This window comes from Micrococcaceae bacterium Sec5.1 (genome assembly GCA_039636795.1).
Lineage (GTDB): Bacteria > Actinomycetota > Actinomycetes > Actinomycetales > Micrococcaceae > Arthrobacter.
This window is the reverse complement of the sequence record CP143430.1, coordinates 874,893-892,848: the sequence shown is the minus strand read 5'-3', so window position 1 is coordinate 892,848 and position 17,956 is coordinate 874,893. Positions and strand designations below refer to the sequence as shown.

Sequence of the window (17,956 nt, the reverse complement as noted above, 5' to 3'; positions counted from 1 at the left end):
CGACTAGTTTCATCATATCGAAGTTTGCTTCACTATAGCCGTAAGGCTGCGGCGCCGGAACCCCCGAACGGAGAAGCCAATGGCACAGATGCCCACGCAGCGGGATTTCATCGGATATGGCGAAACTCCGCCACAATTCCGCTGGCCGGGCAATGCCAAGGTGGCGGTTTCCTTGGTGATCAATGTTGAAGAGGGTGCTGAGCGCAGCATCGCCCGCGGCGACAAGGCCAATGATCTTGCGGCACATTGGATTCCCGCCCAGGCATCAGCGGAACGGAACATCACCTTGGAATCGGCGTTCGAATACGGCTCCAGGGCTGGGATCTGGCGCTTACTAAGGATCCTGCGGAAGCATAGCGTCCGCGCCACCGCATTCTGCTGTGCAGTAGCGTTGCAACTCAACCCTCCAATCGCTGCCGCATTGGTCCGCGACGGACATGAGATCGCAGATCACGGGCACCAGTGGGACACTCACACAGACCTCGACGACGAAGCGGAGCAGCGCCTGATCGTCGCCTCCAAGAATGCGATAGAGGCCAGCACAGGCCTGGCTCCCACGAGCTGGTACTCGCGTGATGGACTCAAGCCGGGGACGCGCCAGGTGCTCGCCACCACCGGGTTCACCTACGAATCGAACAGCTTCAACGACGACCTGCCGCACTGGGGCAGCGGTCATGGAAACCCGCGTCTTCCCGTGCTGCCATACGCAGGCGACACCAACGATTCCGGGCTGTTCAAGCAATTTCCCACCGCGACGGCGTTCGGCAATCATCTGATCGCTGCCTTGGACATGCTGCTCGAAGACCCCCGCGGCGGCCCCTCCGTGATGAGCGTGGGCCTCCACCCGCGGCTCATCGGACGGCCGGCGTATGCAGTGGCGCTTGAGCGATTCATAACCTATGCACAGCAGAAAGATGTCTGGTTCGCGACCCGGCAGGACATCGTCAATGCCTGGCTGCGGGTTACGACGGCGGAGCAGACGACGGCGGGCGGACCTCCGACGTCGTAGGGTCACCTAAGTGGAGTACCGCGAAGCTGGCTTCGAGGCCGCTTCTACTCCAAAGCCAGCAGCGCTCCCCATCCCGGGATGGCGCGGGCGACTCCGGCGACGCGGAGCAGATGCCATATGGTCGCGATAGCACTGTCCACCACGGGAATGCCGAACTCCTGCTCGAGACCGGCCACGAAGTATCCCGAGCGAAGGTTGGTTCCAATACACACCACGGCATCCACGTCCCGAGTGAAGGCGGGCCTCATCAGCCCCACCACTCCGGACTGGTCAAGCCTGGCTATTTCCGGGTTGGTCATCACAACTTCTGGAACCGAAATACCCTTAACGTCAATGCCGTGCGCGGCATACTCCTCCTGAATCAGCGACGCGATACCTCCGGGCCCCGGAAAAACGAGGCCGATGCGTGTTGCCTGCAATGCAGCAAGGGCCTCGACGACGGCCAAGGAGGCTGTGGTGGCCGGCGCCCCGCACATGGACTTGAGCCCGGCACATAGATCCTGATCGCCGGCGATACCCGTCCAGGAGCCGGAAGTGCCGTGGAAAGCAACGCCTTGCAGCTCGGCGTCGTTCAACAAGGAAGGAGCCTCTCCAAGGACGCCCAGATCAACTGGATCATCAAGACTTGGAGGCAGACGGAAGCGTGTGTAGTGCACTCCAAGGTCGGGCTGTTCCGCAACGATCGAGGCTGTGAGCGTTTCTGCATTCGAATTGCTCGATGGGACCAGGATGCCAAGCCTGGTCGCCGGGCCAGGAACGCCCACGATCAGTGCGCTTTGCCGAGCGAGGGTGGTGTGGATATCGCGAGCATGACTGCGGCCGAATTCGTTTGGTTGCTCCACCAGTGTGGCAAGGAAGCGTCGTATGTGAGGCTATCGCCCGCTTCAAGGACAAAATCCTGGCCCCCGATGGTCGCCACCAGGGTGCCTGCTTGCAGAATGACACACTCCTCGCCCTCATGGGAATGCGGAACGTGTGCGCCCTCGAAGTTGGCCGGAATGGTCATGCTGATGACACCCAGCTTTCGCTCTGAATCCGGAACGATCAGCTCCATGATGATGCCCTGGGAAGGAATTTCGATTCGCCGCCTGTCCGCCCGGCGTACCAGCATGTGGTCCTGGCCCTCATTGGGGTCCATGAACATGCTTGCCAGCGGAAGGTCCAGCGAGTTCGCCAAACGAAGAAGCGTCGCAAAGGAAGGATTGCCGATTCCGCGCTCGATCTGACTGATGAGCCCCGCGCTGACACCTGCGCGTTCAGCAAGCTCCTCCACCGTGAAGCGGCCGAGTCGCTGCTGCTTGATCATGGCCCCAAGATGGGCAATCCAGAAGTCGCGTTCCAGGGACTCGGTTACTTCGCCTTGTGCTGTGTCCGTACCGTCCACGACGACTCCTTCATTAGTCCTCGGTTTTGCGTCAGTATATCGAAGATGATTTGGCTTGGATGCCTTTTTAAAGACACTGGATTCAACGGCCCCAGCGGCCCTGGCAAAGTTGCTCACGCCGCCCGCAACCCGGCGTAACCGGTCAACATGGAAGCAACCTCTTTCTCCCAATAAACGGCACAACGGTCAGCGCCACGGCGAAAAACAGTCGCCGCTGCGGCCATTGCCGGCGCCGGAACTCCGATGCTGTAACCGGCCCCTGCAACAATGTCCACCACATGCTGGATGGCTTCCTGCAAGGCTTCAGGGCGCTCTTCTCCCAGTCGACGGAGGTCCGCCCCCAGGTCAGTCGGCCCCACCCAGCCTCCGCCAAACGCGACACTGTCAACGAACTCCTTGACGCGTTCCACAGCTTCCGCTGTCTCGAACAAGACGGTGAGCAACGGAGAGGAAGAATAGTCCATGCCAAATGACGAAGCGGGTGTTACTTGGTGGGGGCGCGATCCCAGGGGCGCATACCTCGTGGCCTCGTAGGCCTGTTCGAGTTGGTCCACCGTCCGGACCTGCGGAAGGACGATCTCGGCTACACCGGTGTTGGCGAAAGCCACCAGGGTGTTCGGTTCCAAATCCGGTACCCGCACTGCCACGTGCACCCCGGAGCCAGCCAGGCGCTGCACTGCATCGCGGCACTGCCCGACGGAAATCCCTGTCTGTTCAGCATCGAGGACCAGGAAGTCCACGTCGGCGTGCGCCAGGAGGGCCAGCAAAGTGGGAGTGGGATCGGCGGTAATGATGCCAACGCTGCGTTTAAGGATCGAAGACTGTTCCTGGGTCACGTGTGGATCCTCCTCACTCATCCGGGACGAATTGCCAGTCAGCAGGCTTGCTCACGCCAACAACGAGTTCCACGTTTTCCGAGCCATCGTTGGTAAGTCCGTGCGTAGTTCCGCGTGGGATGTAAATGCCATCGCCCGGTTTTGCCCGGTACGTGGTGTCGCCAAGATGGACGATCGGGGTTCCGCTAAGGACAACGTAGAACTCTGACGCGTCCGGGTGATGGTGGCATAGATGGTGCTGACCGGGAAGGATCCGACCCCAGCTGACGCACAAATCATCAGAACCACTGAGGTCCCGGGAAATGAGCGTGCTGACCAGGCCTTGGTCGCGCTGACCGTTGAGTCCTATCTTGTCCAGGGCAGTAAAGCCTTGCTCGTGGACGTTGTGCACCAGGCGATCGATGTTGACCGTGGCTGTTTGCCCGTCTCCTGTTCCCATCACGCCGCCCCCTCGAAAGCAGCCTCGGCCGAACTGGCGTTGGCCTCAACAGGCGGGTGCTCCATCCACCAGCGTGCGATCTCCTCGCGGGTGGCGAACCAGACTCCCTCTTTGGCAAGGGCGTACTCCAGAAAACGGCGCACCCCGTGGGCGACGCTGGGCCGGCCGCCGATCCTCAAATGCAGCCCGACGGACATCATCTTGGGCACGGTTTCGCCCTCAATCAGCAGGCAGTCCAGAGAGTCCTTCAGCACGTTGAAGAAGTCCTCCGCGGTCCCCAGGCTCCCGTTGCCCCAGAAGCGGGCATCGTTCGTGTCACCCGAATATGGCACCACCAAGTGATTGTGGGTGCCGGCCTTCACATAGTAGGGAAGGTCGTCTGCGTAGGAATTGGAATCGTAAAGGACGCCTTCCTCCGCCAGGATGGTCCGCGTGTTCTCGGTGATGCCCTCACGGACATACCAGCCCACCGGCCGTACTCCGGACACAGCCTCGACGGCGGCCAAAGACTTCCGTATTTCGCGCCGCTCTTCATCCGGCTCCATTCCCACGGTTCCGCGCCACTTGTAGCCGTGGGCACAGATCTCATGACCGTCCCGGACAATAGCCAGCGCCGCGTCCGGGTTCCGTTCCAGGGCAGCTCCGCAAGCCATGACAGTTGCTGGTACGTGGTACTCCCGCAACATTCCCAGGTACCGCCAAATGCCGACGCGGCTGCCGTATTCGAAGAAGGACTCCTTCATAAGGCTGCGCCGCGAGGGATCAGAGGACCACCCTCCAAAGATCGAAACGTCCTCGTCCCGCTCATCACCGGCTTCGATGGAACTTTCAGCGCCTTCCTCGTAGTTCAGCACCAAGGAGACGGCAACCTTGGCGCCATGAGGCCAAGTGACAATCGGGGGGTTCTCCCCATATCCAATCAGGTCCCGCATTGACTCTCTCCTTGCTGATCATAGTGACGGGGGTTCATTTAGAGCCTCCGCCCTTCGTAAACCTTGCGATGGGCAGCCAGCGATGTCGTGAGCATGCCCTGGACGTCGTCAATGACGTTTCCGTGGGCAGGCCCTATCAAGCTGGTTGGGTAGTCCTCCAGGGCTTCCTCGATGCTTCGGAACGCCGTGCCCACATCAACGAACTTGGTCCAGTAGAGGGCACGGCCCGTACCATACGCCGCCTGTTCCACGGACGGCGGTTCGGGCATTTCGGTGGAGAGCAAACGGCACTGCCCGGGCAGATGCACGGGTTCATCGTCCTCATCCGGTCCTGGTATGTCGTGGATGTAGGAAAAGCCATCGGAAACGAACATGATCCCCGCACCGGAGTCGTAACCCCAGAGAGTGTTCTCCAGGTCACGAATGTAGGCCGGAAGGAAGTGGAACTCCCTGTCCCCGAGGGCGACCGACTCCCCAGCATGCTTGGCCGTCAGACGGTCTGCATACTCGGGGAAATGAAGTGCATAATCACGAACGTCCCCAACGACGACAGCCGACGGATAACGTTCCAACAGAACCGGAAGATTGCCAGCATGCGGGATTTCCGGATGCGTTGGGAAGACGTAGTCCAGTGATCTGCTTCCAAGCGCATTCTCCAGTTCGGCCAGGACGGTATCCCGATGCGCGGGATCTCCCGTGTCCACCAGGATGGATGCTTCGGAGCCCATCACCAGATAAGACGAAACGTGGTAGTGGACTTCCTGTCCCTCGGCGCTGGCGGACAGGCATCCGCCCAGCCAATACACCCCTTCTGCGATGACGCGGCCCTTGGTTGGCTCCGCGCCCGGAACGTCGGCACTCACTGAAGACCCACCTTCCTGATCGCCTCGGCCAGGGCGCCGGCCTCGGAGGCAGATTCGCCTGCGCCGACGATCGGCTCCCCGTACCCGGGGCCGATGGCCGCAACCTGTCGCCGAAGGATTACTTCTTCAACGTCCCCTGCAATGTCCCTCGTATCCGCCTGGGCAAACCATTGGAATTTCTGCAGCCCCGCCTCAGCAGTCGAGCTGCCCGGGTAACGATGGGTGAAACCGTCCGAGGTCAGGAGCACCTTGGAGACTGGATCGAAGATCCAAAGCGTCGGCAGCAGCCGCATCAACGGCGACACGAACTCCAACGTCAGGCCATCGATAACCTCCACCTCACGCGAGGTTCCAGGATTGACCATGATGCGCTGCGGTGACGCACTCATCCTCGGCACCGTAATTCCGCCCGTGTACCAGACCGATTCGACGTTGAACCGTGCTTCGATGGCCGGAAGGTTCAGGCAACATTCCATTTCTGTTCGTGTCAGCACCACAGCCAGCCGTTCGCCCTGTTCCAGGAGTGAGTCCAACTGCTGGATGATTTCAGCTTCATGTAGCCGGATACCCGTATCCACCAGCACTGAGCCGTTGTCTCCCTTAATGAGGTAGCAATTCACGGGCTGGATGGTCCGGGTCCCGGGCGGACACCAACTCACGTTTTCGTCCAGGACGATGTTTGCTGCCAAACGGTGAACTCGGTCTCCAATGAGGCGGTGCGCGTCGGTGGCCACCGCACGCTGGGCTGTGCCTGGATTCAACGGCTTCTCCTCTCCATGATTCTCGTCAGTCGAATCAGGAGCCGGCGCCGGCCGAGTCCCAAACCTCAATGGCCTGGTCCAGTGTGCAGACATCGTGGCGGGCCCTCATGACAGTCAGCGCAGCGTCGTGGACCACGGTGTCGTACGCGCCCACAGCGTCCTCGATCAGGACTGCGTAGAAATCGTTGTGAACCGCGTCCCGCAGGGTAGCCTCGACGCAACCGCCTGTGGAGACACCCACCAGAGCGACCGATTCAATGCCCTGGCTCCGGAGAAGGAGGGCCAATTCCGTGCCTACAAATGCGCTTGGGCGGCGCTTTGTGATGATGACTTCGCCCTCTTCGGGCATGCATTCGGCGCAAAACTCCGTAGCCGGATCGCCCTTGAGGCTGAGCCTGCCAAGATCGATCGGCCGCCCGTTGGCAGCCGTGTACAAAGCCCGCAGCCACGCTGGAGGCGAGCTGGCGCCGTCGGGAAGGTTTTCGACCCGGATGTGGAAGATCGGAACACCGTTCTTCCGGGCCGACTCAATTGCCCTGCCGCAGCGCTTGGCCACGGAAGGCATCATGCTCAGGTCGTGGCCGGAATCGCCGATGGCGCCGCCGGCGTAGACAGCCCCTTCCTGCATATCGATAACCACTAGGGCCGTAGTGGCTGGATCCAGTAACTCCTGCAGGGTGTCGCGGACCTGCTTTCCGCAAATTTCAATCATCGGAAGTCCTTCTTCTGTAAGGTGATGCCGGCCGGGTTTCGACGGCGACCGACCGGCACCACACGTAACTACTGGCGGCCTAGCGGCCCAGGGAATTGAAGTAGATTTGGCCATTGGTCAGTGGAACCGCGCCTGTGAGACCTTCCCTCGTGACCAGCACTCCCCTGGTCTCGACGAGCGACAGAATGGCTGCGCCCTCATCCACCAGCCCGGCCATCTTCTTCAGGAGGCCATCACGCTTCTCCGTTTCCTGGTCCGGAGTTGCTGCGAGTTCGCTGCGTGCCTTATCGAATTCAGGGTTGGACCAGCCGGTGCTGTTGCTGGGGGCGGCACTGCCGTAGAACGCGTAGCTGTAGAAGGCGGGATCGGCAATGACGATCGGCTCCGAGTACAGCACTGCCTGGTAACGGCCATCGATGAGCGCCGTCGAGAAGTCGGTGGAGCTGGCCACATTCTGCAACTGGACGTCGATGCCGACTTCCTTGAGCATGGACTGGATCAGGACCGCGGACTTGGCCGCTACAGGCCCCGGACGCGTAACGCTGTAGCTGAGGGTCATCGGGAAGCCATTGCCGTATCCGGCCTCGCTGAGCAGCTTCTTGGCTTCGTCCTTGTTGAACTTGTAGATCGCAGATTCGTCAACATTGGGGAAGATCGATTTTGCGGGTTCACCGAAGCCTGCGTAGGCACCCTTGATCAGTGCTTCGCGGTCGATAGCCATGGAGACTGCGTGCCGAACCTTGGGATCGGCAAGTGGACCGGTCTTCGTGTTGATCATCATGGTGTCGCGGGTCTGGCTGGGGCAGTTCATGACAGTCACGCCCGGAGACTTCTCCAGTGACTTGTACTGGTCGTATTCAAAGCCATTGGCTACCTGAACTTCACCGGTTTCGACCAGCTGGCTGCGGGTAGCGGTGCTCTGGACAGCCTTGACGGATACACGCTTCACGGTGCCGCGAGTGCCCTCCCACTGAGGATCCGCCGTCACGGTCAGGGATGCACCGGGAGTAAATTCTTCCAGCTTCCAGCCGCTGTAATCGGCGAGGTTCTTCGAAAGCCAGGCGTTGGCGGTGGGGTCATCCGCCGTCGCATGCTTCTTTGCTTCCGTGCTGTCGTGGATGTAGAAGAGGTTGTTTTGCAATGATTCTTCTGTGTAAGAGGTAAGTCCGGTGGTGTTCAGCTGGAAAGTGTGCTCGTCGATCACCTTGACCAGGTTGTCAACATTGAAGCCGCTGCTCTTCAGCGTCCCCTTCATAACCGGCTGACGCTTCATGCCGATGTCGAAACTCCATCGGACGTCCTCGGCCGACAGGGTGTTTCCAAACTGACTCGTCAGCTTGCGAAGGGTGACAATCACGCCCGTTCCATCAGGGCTTGGTTTGGCGCTTTCGGCCAGGCGACCCGATACTTCTGTGGACGGCGCGGGGCACGACTTGCCGTCGCTTGTTCCCATCTTGTATTCGAGGAGTTGCGAGCCGAGTCCACTGAGCACTACGTGCGAGGCGCTGCCTCCCCAAGGCGCCGGCGTCAGGCTGTCAGGCAGGGCGCCCACGGCAACAACAACGTTTTCTATGGATTTGGTAGCTGCAGTTTGCGGGGCTGGACCTCCGCAGGCAACAAGGGATGTGGTGAGGGCAATTGCAGCGCCTCCGGTGAGCAAACGCAGACTTTTCATGAAGGTGGCTCCGTTTATTGGGGGGAAGCTACGACTGTGCAGTCTCGTAGCGGTATGCCCGCTTGTGGCCCGCCCGAATGATGGGCTCCACGTCGCGGATGTTGCTGATGAAGTTGCCGTGGGTGGGGGCCACGGAGGTGACGCCGAGTTCATCAATAAGATGAAGAACGCGATCGTAAACTGCGTCTGCGTCGTTTGCGAAGCGCGCCCAATAAAGGGCGCTTCCGGTGAAGAAGGCGGCGTTCTCGACGGCGATGGGAACCTGCAGTTCGCCGGTGGTCAAACCGCATTCGCCGGGGAGGTGTACTGGGTCTTCGTCGTCGAGTTCGGGACGGTGCATGTAACAGAAGCCGTCCGCAGTGAAGAGCACGCCTGCTCCAGGGGCAAATCCCCATTGCGTGTTGGGCAGGTCCCGGATGAGGGCCTCCACAACCACAAACTCCTGCCCACCCAGATCCACTTTGTCGCCAGGCACCTTTGCGTGGAGATTCGGAACGATCTGCGGGTAGAACAAGTGGTAGTCGCGGGTGTCGCCCACCACCTGGATGTTCGGATACTTCTCCACCAGCCTGGGCAGGTTTCCGGTGTGGGGAAGCTCAGGGTGCGTGGGGAAAACGTACGTCAGCTCGCGTCCATCCAGCAGCTCGTCCAGAGTGCTTGAAATGATCGGCCAGCTGGACGGGTTGCCAGTATCGACCAGGATGGACGAGTGTTCTCCCTGGACCAAGTAGGTGGAGTTATGGCCGTGGATTACGCGGTCGGCCAAGTGGAACGGGAGGCAGGAACTCATCCACGTGACGCCCTTCGCGACGCTGCGTGGGAGGTCGCTGCTCATCGTTTCTACGAGTTGTTCTTCCATGATTCTCTCCTAAACCAACTGCGGGGTGAGGGCGTCGAGCATGAAATCCAAATGCCGCCGCACCACGTCGCGGCCCTTGAGAACGCAACCGCGGGAAGGGGCAATGATCTCGGGGTCCAAGGTTTGGAACTTTTCCTGCAGCCATTCCCTCAGGGGTTCGCATGTGGAGCGCGGGATCCACTCGTACTTCGCATACAAGTGTCCGGCCACCTGTTCCACCGTGGTGGTGTCCTCCACGGTGGAGTCGATGATGCGCTGCCCGTCGGGCCGATCCATAACACCGTGCGTGAAGGTATCCGAGGTGAACAGCGTGCCTGTCTCCTCGTCCCAGCCCCAGAATGTGGGAAGGAGGCGCAGCAGGGGCGATTCCACTTGGAGCACGCGACCGGGCGCTATCTCGATCTCGGCAGCCCGGGCAAGGGAGTCACCCTCTTCGGTCCTGTGTGCGTCGATCTGGTGGCGCCTGCCTCGAAGTGCCATCCGGCTCAGGTCATCGAAGGCATCGAAGGGGTTGATTACCCCGCCAGTGAAGAGCCGCTCGATGTCGAACCGCCCGGCGATCGGTTCGAGGTTGGACACACAATCCATCTCGCTCCGGGTGAAGAAGATGGATACTCCCCCGCCTTCACCAATAAGCTCCGCCAGGTCCTCGAGGATCTCTTCGCTGTGGACAGCCAAACCTGAATCAACCAGAAGGCGGGAAGTTCCTTCGGTCAGGAGGTAAGCGTTCGACGGCTGGAAGCCTGTTGCACCTTCTGGAACCCAGCTCACGCGGCCGTCGAGCGGGATGTTTCCGCCGAGGACCGTCAACTTGTCTGTATGCAATGAAGTGAACATATCTTCAATCTATTGAATCTGAAGGTTTTGTCAAGGATTTTCTTGGGCTAGCCCTGTTGCACAACGGGCTCCACCGCTGGCTGCGCAGCAGGGCCCAGCTTCGAGGGACGCTTTACCCCGTGGACGACGTTGTTTCGAGTCCTCGGATCGAGGAGCGTGATAAGGGTGTCCAGCAGCACGTACCCAAGGAGGCTCGTGGCACCCATGATCAGCACAAATCCTTGGATGACGGGTACATCGCCCTTAAGCACTCCGTCCAATGACCAGCCACCAACGCCTGGCCAGGAGAAGACACTTTCCACAATTGCCGCGCCGCTCAGTGCAGCAGCGAACAACAGCACCATGTAGGTCATCAAAGCCCCGCGCACGTCGCTGAGCGCGTAACGGAATACCTGCAGCGGCTTCAATCCGCACGCCCTCGCAAACTCGATCTGCGGTGAGTTGAGCACTTGAAGGAGACCTGTCCGAACGGTCTTTCCAAAAGGAGCCGCAAAAAACAACCCCATGGTAATGATCGGCAGCACCGCCCTGCTGAAAATGGACTGCAGGGTCCCCCATTGCCCGGCGAGCATGGCATCCAGCGCCAAAGATCCCGTGACTTTGGGGGGAGGGATATCGGAGCTGGACAACATACCCAAGGGTGCGGGGGCCAAATGGAGTTGTTGGTAGAAGATAAAGAGGAGAAGGAGCGCCAGGACAAACTCCGGCATGGCCATCAGGACAGAAACGCCGGCAGTGAATGCTTTGTCTGCCGGGCGCCCATATCGGTAGGCCGCAAGGGTGCCCATTCCCATGCCTATGAGCAGGGCAAGCAAAAGCCCAGGCACAAGATAGACAAGCGTGTTGGGCAACCGTGTCCAGATCTCACTCGAAACGGAGCTTCCCGTGAAGAACGAATTCCCCAGGTCCCCACTCAAAGTACGGCCAATGTAGTGGAAGTAGCGTTCCCAAAATGGCTGGTCCAACCCAAGCTGGGCATTGATGCGGGCGATATCAGCTTCAGTGGCATACTCGCCGAGGAGGGCCACCGCCGGGTTGCCGGGGAGCAAGGAAACCAGGCCAAAGCTCAGGCTAATGAGCCCCAACAGGAGCAGGAACGCAATAACAAGTCGGGAGAGGATGTAGCGGATCATGCCATGGCCTCCTTGGCTCCTGGGTTATAGGGAATGGGAGGCATCGCCGCGGACATCAGGGTCTGGGTGTAGGACTCTTGGGGATTTGAAAGAACGTCATCCGTGGAACCCGTCTCGACGAACCGTCCTCGATGCATTACAGCCACGCTCGTACAAAAGTGCCGGACTGTATCGATGTCGTGGGACACGAAGACGTAGGTCAATCCCCTGGCCACTTGGAGCTTGGCCAGCATGCGCAGGATTGATGCCCGGATCGTCAGGTCCAGCGAGGACGTCGGTTCATCCAGGACTATCAACGTCGGGTCAGTCACCAGGCAGCGGGCGATTCCCACCCGTTGCTGCTGGCCACCACTGAGGTTCGCGGGACGCCTGCTGAGGAATTCCTGAGACAATCCCACTTCTTCGAGCGTTTCCGTGACACGGCGCAGACGTTCAGCCCGCGAGCCGTATGTCTTTGCAACGATCAGAGGCTCCTCGACAATCTGGCGGATCGTCAAACGGGGGTTCAGTGACGCGAAAGGCTCTTGGAAGACTATCTGCCAGCGCCGGCGTCGTTTCCTCAGCTGTGCTTTCGACAAGCCCCGGATGTCCTCGTCTTCCAGGAGGATGGTTCCGGAATCTGCTTCAATGAGCCTAAGAATCAGGCGGCCCAGCGTGGACTTGCCGGAGCCGCTTTCACCAATGATCCCCAAGGTTTCGCCCCGTTCGACGGCAAGTGAAACTCCGTCCACCGCCGTGACAAGCTGCCCTTGGGGGCTTCGGAACGTTTTCCGAACATCCTTCAGTTCGATGATGGGCATGGCTAGGCACTCCTGGACGGGGAGAGAACGGTGGGTTTCGTTATGTCGGCACTCTTCGGCTGTGTGCCGTCAGGCCTCTCGGCTCCTGGCTCTGCTGTGGGAGTCGCAGCGGCTTTCGGCTGTACAGCGGCTTTCGGCTGCACGACAGAATCAAGCAGGGACACGGTGTAAGGATCCTTTGGGTGGACAAAAACCTCGGACACAGGACCATGTTCAACAATCCGGCCGCGGTACATCACGAGGACGCGATCGCAGTAGTTGGCCACCACTCCAAGATCGTGGGTGACGATCAACATCGATCGGCCACTCCCCTTCGTCAACCTCGTGAGCGTGTCCAGCACTTGCCGCTGCACAGTGAGGTCCAGCGCCGTCGTCGGTTCGTCGGCAATGACCAGGCGCGGGTTGAGGTACAGCGCCATGGCGATGACGACGCGCTGTGCCATGCCGCCACTGAGTTCGTGCGCATAGCCACGAATAACGCGTTCGGGTTCGTTGACGCCGGAGGAAGCCAACAATTCGAGCGCACGGCCACGTAATTCACCGTCCGCTTTCAGCCCGTGGGCCTTGGCAATGTTCGCGAACTGCTTCTCTATGCGGACAACGGGGTTCAGTGCGCTGAAGGGGTTCTGCGCCACGAAGCCGATCTCCTTGCCGCGGATATGGCGGATTTGACGCTCCGGTAAGCGGATCAGATCCTGGCCATGGAATTCGGCAGTACCTTCCATGACACGACCGGGAGGCATCAGCAGCTTGATTACCGAGCGCACCACAGTGGACTTCCCTGATCCCGACTCGCCCACGATGCCTACGACTTCGTTGGCGCCGACATCGAAGGAAATACCGTGCAGGGCCCGCGTTACGCCGCCCCGCGAGTGGAACTCGGTCACGAGGTCCTGTACGTGGAGTCCTGTCATCATCGTGCCCTTTCCACTCGCTCGATCTTGGTTTCGATTCCCCCTGCGATCACGTTGAGTGAACCAATGGCCAGGAGCATCGCAAGGGTGGGAAAGGCAGCAGCCCACCATTCCCCGCGAATCAGCATGCTGACACCGTCGTTGATCATTGCCCCCCACGTGGGTGTGGGAGGTTTCACGCCTACGCCAAGGAAGTTCAATGCGGCAATGGTTCCGAGCGCGTTGGCAGCGGTAAGCGTTGCCTGCACCAGGACCACACCATAAGCGTTGCGGAAGATGTGGTTGAAGGCGATGCGGATGGGTGAACAACCAATCGCTGCCGCAGCCTCCACATAGCGTGCGGACCGAAGTGCCAGGGCCGCAGCGCGGGAAAGTCGCACAAATCTGGGCGCAGCCACGATAGCGATCGCAAGGACCACATCCGTGGGCCCGCCGCCCATGAGCTTGATGGAGACCACGGCGATCACGATGATCGGAAGGGCTGCGAAGGCGTCAATGACGCGCATGATGACATCGCCGAGCTTGCCGCTGGTTGCGAACAGACCCAAAGGAACGCCAACCACCAGCGACAACGCTGTGGCGGCGAGCGCAACTGGCAGGTCAAGCTTCGCGGCCTCGATGGTGCGGGAGAAAATATCCATGCCGTTTCCATCAGTTCCGAACCAATGGGTTCCGTTGGGTGCAATACCAATGGCGTCTGTATCCGGACGTAGCGGGTCGTGCGGCAGCGGAGCCACTATAGCCATCAGCGGTAACCCCACAATGATGGTTACGGCGAGGGCAACCATGATGGTGCTGGACCGGTTCATCAAGAGGTTCTGGCCCCGGCGGGCCCACCCGGTGACTCGGAGGCCGGGCGATGTGCGCGGAAGACCTTGAATGCTCATGGAGCCTCCTCGCGGAGTCCGTGCGTGGTTGAGAGGCAATCCCCGGGCTTGCTCCGGTTGAGCCCACTCACAATGTATTGAAGATCGTCCTGACTGCGGACCGGTGGCTGGTGCATGTTCAGCTCCTGTTCGGACCTTGACGGGCCAGAGCCTCATATCAAAGTCTCATCACTTTATTGAATTTGACTGTAGCGCCAAGTGTGACGAATTGCACTCCTTTTTTGGAAAATCGCCGGATTGGCGCCGCTGCGAGCCCGGATGGCAGAGTCTTCGGTGATTGCGACTCCTTCGACTACGCGAGCCCAGAGGTGCGCCACAAGACACGTGCGGATCATTGACACCGCCGCCAAGTGACTTCAATATAGTGATTAAGTGCCGCTTGAGATGAAGCTGGCTGCTGTCGACGCCGCCAGCGCAGATGAAGCCGCCAGCGCAGATGAACGAGGAACGGAACCTACAATGGACGACTTTCAAGAAGCAACAGCCGCAGTTGCCACTCGGCAGCCAGCTCCAGCCCAGCCTGTGAAGTACCTTCTCCACGACGGCGAGCTGGTGGACTATGCCGATGCCCGCCTCCATGTGCTGAGCACATCGCTGAAGTACGGCGTCGGAGTATTTGAGGGCTTCCGCGCCTATTGGAGCGAGGAGGATCAGCAACTGTACGCCTTCAGGGTGGCCGACCATATGAAGCGGCTGATTGATTCCATGCGGGTTGTGGAAATTGACGGCCCGCAGGACATCGACCAGCTAGGCGATCAGCTGCTTGGACTCATTCGCGCCAACGATCTGCGGGGCAATCTCCATATGCGGGCACAGGTATTCGTCGACTCCAAGGATGGCAAGCCGGAAGACACGGGTCCCTCCACAGTCTTTATGGCAGCCATTCCCATGGGCAACTACTTCGGCGCTACCGGCCTGGATGTGCAAATCAGCAGTTGGGCCCGCCTTTCCGATCGGTCCATGCCACCCAGGGTCAAGTCCATTGCCAATTACCAGAACGGGAGGCTGGCCCTGTTGGAAGCCAAGCGAAACGGCTATGACGCGGCATTGCTTCTCACCGACAGCGGGCATGTGGCTGAAGGCGCCGGTTACAACGTCTTCATGGTCCGCCACGGAAGGTTATGCACTCCCCCCGTCACCGACAGCATCCTTGAGGGAATCACGCGGGACAGCGTCCTGCACCTTGCCCGGACCGAATTGGGCCTGGACGTTGACGTCCGACCCATCGACCGCACAGAACTGTACTCAGCTGACGAAGTCTTTGTCTGCGGCAGTGCTGCAGAGGTAAATCATGTTGCCTCGGTTGACCGCACCACTATCGGCAAGGGAACCGCCGGGGACCTCACCCGCAGCCTCCAGGACCTTTACCGGAGGGCAGTGATAGGACAGGTCGCCCAGGACCAGCAATGGGCTATCCCCGTCTACCCGTCCTGAATGGAGGCACCAATGAACGAAACGAAGACGCTGCAGAAAGTGCCGCGCGTCGGATTTGGCAACGCGTCACTCTTCTTTGAGTCTGCAGCCGAACCAGAACTTACCGTCGACCAAGGCGAGCATTTCTGGCTGGAAGCGCGCAGCCTGCTCACCGGAGACCTCTTCGAAGAGACCGGGGAGTACGAAAAGCTCTCTATCCCTGTCACGGGTCCGATCGCCGTCCGCGGAGTGAATCCGGGCGATATTTTGCGAATAGACATTCACGAAATCAGGATCGACCGTCGCGGTGCGATGGTGACGCTGCCAGGACGCGGCGGGTTCACTGATGGCCTCGGGCGGGCAGGCCACGTAGTGGAGATCGTGGACGGGCATGTTGTGTTCGACGAGGACACAACCATTCCTGTCCGACCCATGGTGGGGAAAATCGGAGTGGCACCTGTGGGCGCCGGCCCGAACTCCAGCACCGTGGGAATCCATGGCGGCAATATGGACTGCAAGGACGTAACAGCAGGTTCCGCCGTCGTGATCCCTGTCCAAGTAGCCGAGGCGATGCTGTACGCCGGTGACCTGCACGCCGCGCAGGGTGATGGCGAGTGCTCACTGACGGCGGTCGAGGTCGAAGGCAGCGTGCGGCTCTCCTGCACAGTCGTTCCCCGCTCCACACTTCCAGCTGCAGCGAAATCGGCCACCGGCAGCCAGCGGCCGGTGGTCCTCAGCGGCGGTTCAGTCATCACAATTGGCGACGGCGACACTCTGGATGAGGCGGCGAGGCTCGCCTTGGACGACATGCTGGAACTGCTCCAAACCGACAGGCAATGGTCGCGGGAGAAGACCGCAATGCTGCTGAGCGCCGCCGCGGACGTGTCCGTTTCACAGCTGGTCAACGCCCGGGTCTCGGCCAAGGTCACGCTGGCCTCCCGCTATTTCAGCACTGAACCCTTCTCCTTGGAAACTCCCGACACTACGAATGCGCAGGCCTCTCATGTTTGATCTCCTCCTGACCAATGGATTGGTCGTCACGCCCTCGGGTGCCGAACGCCTTGACATCGGCATAGCCCAAGGCAAGATCGTGTCCCTGCGCGCCACCGGAGTTGGCACGCCCGACAAAGCCCGGCGGGTAGTGGACCTCAAAGGTCAGCTGGTGGTTCCCGGCGGCGTCGACCCACACGTACACACCAACTCGGTGCTTCCCACCGCGGCCGAGAGCGGCATCATGTGCTTCGGCCCTGACCGCGTGAGCGAGGGCGCCATCTATGGCGGCACAACCACACTGGTGGACTTCGCCCACTGGAAGCCAGGCGACGAACTATCTGAGTCGTTCGCTCGGAAATCGGCCGAATGGGCCGGTTCCACCTACACGGACTACGCGCTGCACGGAACATTCAAGGAGCCCGAAATCCCCTTCGAGGTCCTGGAGCAGATCCCCGACGCGGTAGCTGGGGGCCATGGCAGTTACAAGGTGTGGATGACGAATACGACGCCGACGCGGCCCAAACAGAAAACCGATCTGGGCAACATGTGGGGGTTGATGGAGCAGACCGCGGCTGCTGGAGCCATGCTTGCCGTGCACGCCGAGGACGATGACATCGTTATGTACTCCTACAAGAAGTTGCAGCGCGAGGGCAAGATCGGCATCGAGTACATGCACCATGCCCACAACAACTTGTCCGAGAAGCTCTCGTTCCAGCGCGCCATCACGCTGGCTCATCATGTTGGGGCCCCGATCTATTTGATGCATGTCAGTGCCCGTGAGGGCGTTGATGCAATCCGCGAGGCCCGGGGACGCGGCCAAGCTGTTTATGGAGAGATCCTTCCGCACTACGCCTACTTCACCGCTGAGGATTACCGGCAGAAGAACGGCGCCATCTATCACACCTATCCATCGTTGAAGTCTGAAACAGACCGGGATTCGATGTGGGAGTCGCTGTTGGAGGGCTCGCTCAGCACGCTGGCGACTGACGGCGTCTGCACAGACCTCGACGTCAAGACGCGCGGAAAGACGATCCTGGACGCAACCGGGGGTCACGCCGGTGTGGAGATGCGCATGGCAGTGGCGTACACAGAGGGCGTCTCAAAGCGTGGCTTGGACCTGACACGTTTCGTTGACATCACCTCTGCCAATGCCGCGAAGATCCTCGGCCTCTACCCACAAAAGGGCGTGATTGCCATTGGCAGCGACGCGGACCTGGCAGTTCTGGACACCACCGTGGACCGTCGGATCACCGCATCCGACCTCCACGAGGCGGACTACACGCCGTGGGAGGGCTACCAGGTGGCGGCGTGGCCAAGCATGACCGTACTCCGCGGAACTGTCATGGTGGAAGACCGGAAGTTGCAGACCGGTCCTGATGGCTCACTCCTCAAACAACGAGTGTCCAGCGACGTGCTCAACCGCCCGGCTTGCTGACGCGGATTTGAGGTGCCGCGCGCGGCCAGGCGAGTACCGACGTCGCGCGTTAACGGCAGGTGCCCCGCCCCAGG

Annotated in this window: 19 protein-coding genes; 4 read left to right on the top strand and 15 right to left on the bottom strand. The window is 60.3% G+C overall.

Features of this window, described 5'->3' with window-relative positions:
• The first annotated feature begins 79 nt into the window (after positions 1-79).
• Positions 80-1,009, top strand: coding sequence for a polysaccharide deacetylase family protein (locus tag VUN82_04345; protein ID XAS73090.1), 930 nt, complete (start codon positions 80-82; stop codon positions 1,007-1,009).
• Positions 1,010-1,053: 44 nt separating this feature from the next.
• Here VUN82_04345 and VUN82_04340 read toward each other — a convergent pair whose 3' ends face one another.
• The 15 genes from VUN82_04340 to VUN82_04270 form a co-directional block, all read right to left on the bottom strand.
• Positions 1,054-1,773 carry a hypothetical protein gene (locus tag VUN82_04340; protein XAS73089.1) on the bottom strand — a complete coding sequence of 240 codons (720 nt, stop codon included), beginning with the start codon at positions 1,771-1,773 and terminating at the stop codon, positions 1,054-1,056.
• 2 nt (positions 1,774-1,775) lie between these two features.
• A complete protein-coding gene (locus tag VUN82_04335; protein ID XAS73088.1) occupies positions 1,776-2,393 on the bottom strand; it encodes a cupin domain-containing protein in 618 nt (205 codons plus the stop codon).
• Between the two features lie 113 nt (positions 2,394-2,506).
• Positions 2,507-3,229: an aldolase/citrate lyase family protein gene (locus VUN82_04330; GenBank protein XAS73087.1), complete on the bottom strand. Its 723-nt coding sequence runs from the start codon at positions 3,227-3,229 to the stop codon at positions 2,507-2,509.
• Between the two features lie 13 nt (positions 3,230-3,242).
• Complete coding sequence (locus VUN82_04325) at positions 3,243-3,668, bottom strand: cupin domain-containing protein (protein XAS74603.1); 426 nt, start codon at positions 3,666-3,668, stop codon at positions 3,243-3,245.
• Entirely contained in the window at positions 3,668-4,600 is a 933-nt protein-coding gene (locus tag VUN82_04320; protein ID XAS73086.1) for a polysaccharide deacetylase family protein, read from the bottom strand. The genes VUN82_04325 and VUN82_04320 overlap by 1 nt, the downstream gene beginning before the upstream one ends.
• A 38-nt stretch (positions 4,601-4,638) precedes the next feature.
• On the bottom strand, positions 4,639-5,463 hold the full coding sequence (locus VUN82_04315) for an MBL fold metallo-hydrolase (GenBank protein XAS73085.1): 825 nt from the start codon (positions 5,461-5,463) through the stop codon (positions 4,639-4,641).
• A complete protein-coding gene (locus tag VUN82_04310; protein XAS73084.1) occupies positions 5,460-6,224 on the bottom strand; it encodes an MBL fold metallo-hydrolase in 765 nt (254 codons plus the stop codon). Before VUN82_04310 ends, VUN82_04315 begins: the two co-directional genes overlap by 4 nt.
• Before the next feature lie 34 nt (positions 6,225-6,258).
• A complete protein-coding gene (locus VUN82_04305; protein XAS73083.1) occupies positions 6,259-6,936 on the bottom strand; it encodes an isochorismatase family cysteine hydrolase in 678 nt (225 codons plus the stop codon).
• 79 nt (positions 6,937-7,015) lie between these two features.
• Positions 7,016-8,611: an ABC transporter substrate-binding protein gene (locus VUN82_04300; protein ID XAS73082.1), complete on the bottom strand. Its 1,596-nt coding sequence runs from the start codon at positions 8,609-8,611 to the stop codon at positions 7,016-7,018.
• A 28-nt stretch (positions 8,612-8,639) separates the two neighbouring features.
• Complete coding sequence (locus tag VUN82_04295) at positions 8,640-9,470, bottom strand: MBL fold metallo-hydrolase (GenBank protein ID XAS73081.1); 831 nt, start codon at positions 9,468-9,470, stop codon at positions 8,640-8,642.
• A 9-nt stretch (positions 9,471-9,479) separates the two neighbouring features.
• The gene (locus tag VUN82_04290) at positions 9,480-10,307 is read right to left on the bottom strand and encodes a hypothetical protein (GenBank protein ID XAS73080.1); all 828 of its coding nucleotides are present in this window, start codon (positions 10,305-10,307) and stop codon (positions 9,480-9,482) included.
• 47 nt (positions 10,308-10,354) lie between these two features.
• Positions 10,355-11,440 carry an ABC transporter permease gene (locus VUN82_04285; GenBank protein XAS73079.1) on the bottom strand — a complete coding sequence of 362 codons (1,086 nt, stop codon included), beginning with the start codon at positions 11,438-11,440 and terminating at the stop codon, positions 10,355-10,357.
• Positions 11,437-12,240, bottom strand: a complete 804-nt coding sequence (locus tag VUN82_04280; GenBank protein ID XAS73078.1) for an ATP-binding cassette domain-containing protein — start codon at positions 12,238-12,240, stop codon at positions 11,437-11,439. Before VUN82_04280 ends, VUN82_04285 begins: the two co-directional genes overlap by 4 nt.
• A 2-nt stretch (positions 12,241-12,242) precedes the next feature.
• Complete coding sequence (locus VUN82_04275; GenBank protein XAS73077.1) at positions 12,243-13,157, bottom strand: ABC transporter ATP-binding protein; 915 nt, start codon at positions 13,155-13,157, stop codon at positions 12,243-12,245.
• Entirely contained in the window at positions 13,154-14,041 is an 888-nt protein-coding gene (locus tag VUN82_04270) for an ABC transporter permease (GenBank protein XAS73076.1), read from the bottom strand. The genes VUN82_04275 and VUN82_04270 overlap by 4 nt, the downstream gene beginning before the upstream one ends.
• A gap of 372 nt (positions 14,042-14,413) precedes the next feature.
• Between VUN82_04270 and VUN82_04265 the strand changes: the two genes are divergently transcribed.
• The 3 genes from VUN82_04265 to VUN82_04255 are packed head-to-tail and all read left to right on the top strand — an operon-like array spanning position 14,414 to position 17,882.
• On the top strand, positions 14,414-15,475 hold the full coding sequence (locus tag VUN82_04265) for a branched-chain amino acid transaminase (protein ID XAS73075.1): 1,062 nt from the start codon (positions 14,414-14,416) through the stop codon (positions 15,473-15,475).
• Between the two features lie 12 nt (positions 15,476-15,487).
• Positions 15,488-16,465: an acetamidase/formamidase family protein gene (locus VUN82_04260; protein XAS73074.1), complete on the top strand. Its 978-nt coding sequence runs from the start codon at positions 15,488-15,490 to the stop codon at positions 16,463-16,465.
• Complete coding sequence (locus VUN82_04255; protein XAS73073.1) at positions 16,458-17,882, top strand: amidohydrolase family protein; 1,425 nt, start codon at positions 16,458-16,460, stop codon at positions 17,880-17,882. The genes VUN82_04260 and VUN82_04255 overlap by 8 nt, the downstream gene beginning before the upstream one ends.
• Positions 17,883-17,956 lie beyond the last annotated feature (74 nt).

Coding starts and splice junctions, on each gene's coding strand:
- VUN82_04275 (XAS73077.1), bottom strand. CDS start 13,157: ATGATGACAGGACTCCACGTACAGGACCTCGTGACCGAGTTCCACTCG.
- VUN82_04305 (XAS73083.1), bottom strand. CDS start 6,936: ATGATTGAAATTTGCGGAAAGCAGGTCCGCGACACCCTGCAGGAGTTA.
- VUN82_04260 (XAS73074.1), top strand. CDS start 15,488: ATGAACGAAACGAAGACGCTGCAGAAAGTGCCGCGCGTCGGATTTGGC.
- VUN82_04255 (XAS73073.1), top strand. CDS start 16,458: ATGTTTGATCTCCTCCTGACCAATGGATTGGTCGTCACGCCCTCGGGT.
- VUN82_04300 (XAS73082.1), bottom strand. CDS start 8,611: ATGAAAAGTCTGCGTTTGCTCACCGGAGGCGCTGCAATTGCCCTCACC.
- VUN82_04295 (XAS73081.1), bottom strand. CDS start 9,470: ATGGAAGAACAACTCGTAGAAACGATGAGCAGCGACCTCCCACGCAGC.
- VUN82_04320 (XAS73086.1), bottom strand. CDS start 4,600: ATGCGGGACCTGATTGGATATGGGGAGAACCCCCCGATTGTCACTTGG.
- VUN82_04290 (XAS73080.1), bottom strand. CDS start 10,307: ATGTTCACTTCATTGCATACAGACAAGTTGACGGTCCTCGGCGGAAAC.
- VUN82_04285 (XAS73079.1), bottom strand. CDS start 11,440: ATGATCCGCTACATCCTCTCCCGACTTGTTATTGCGTTCCTGCTCCTG.
- VUN82_04345 (XAS73090.1), top strand. CDS start 80: ATGGCACAGATGCCCACGCAGCGGGATTTCATCGGATATGGCGAAACT.
- VUN82_04325 (XAS74603.1), bottom strand. CDS start 3,668: ATGGGAACAGGAGACGGGCAAACAGCCACGGTCAACATCGATCGCCTG.
- VUN82_04270 (XAS73076.1), bottom strand. CDS start 14,041: ATGAGCATTCAAGGTCTTCCGCGCACATCGCCCGGCCTCCGAGTCACC.
- VUN82_04280 (XAS73078.1), bottom strand. CDS start 12,240: ATGCCCATCATCGAACTGAAGGATGTTCGGAAAACGTTCCGAAGCCCC.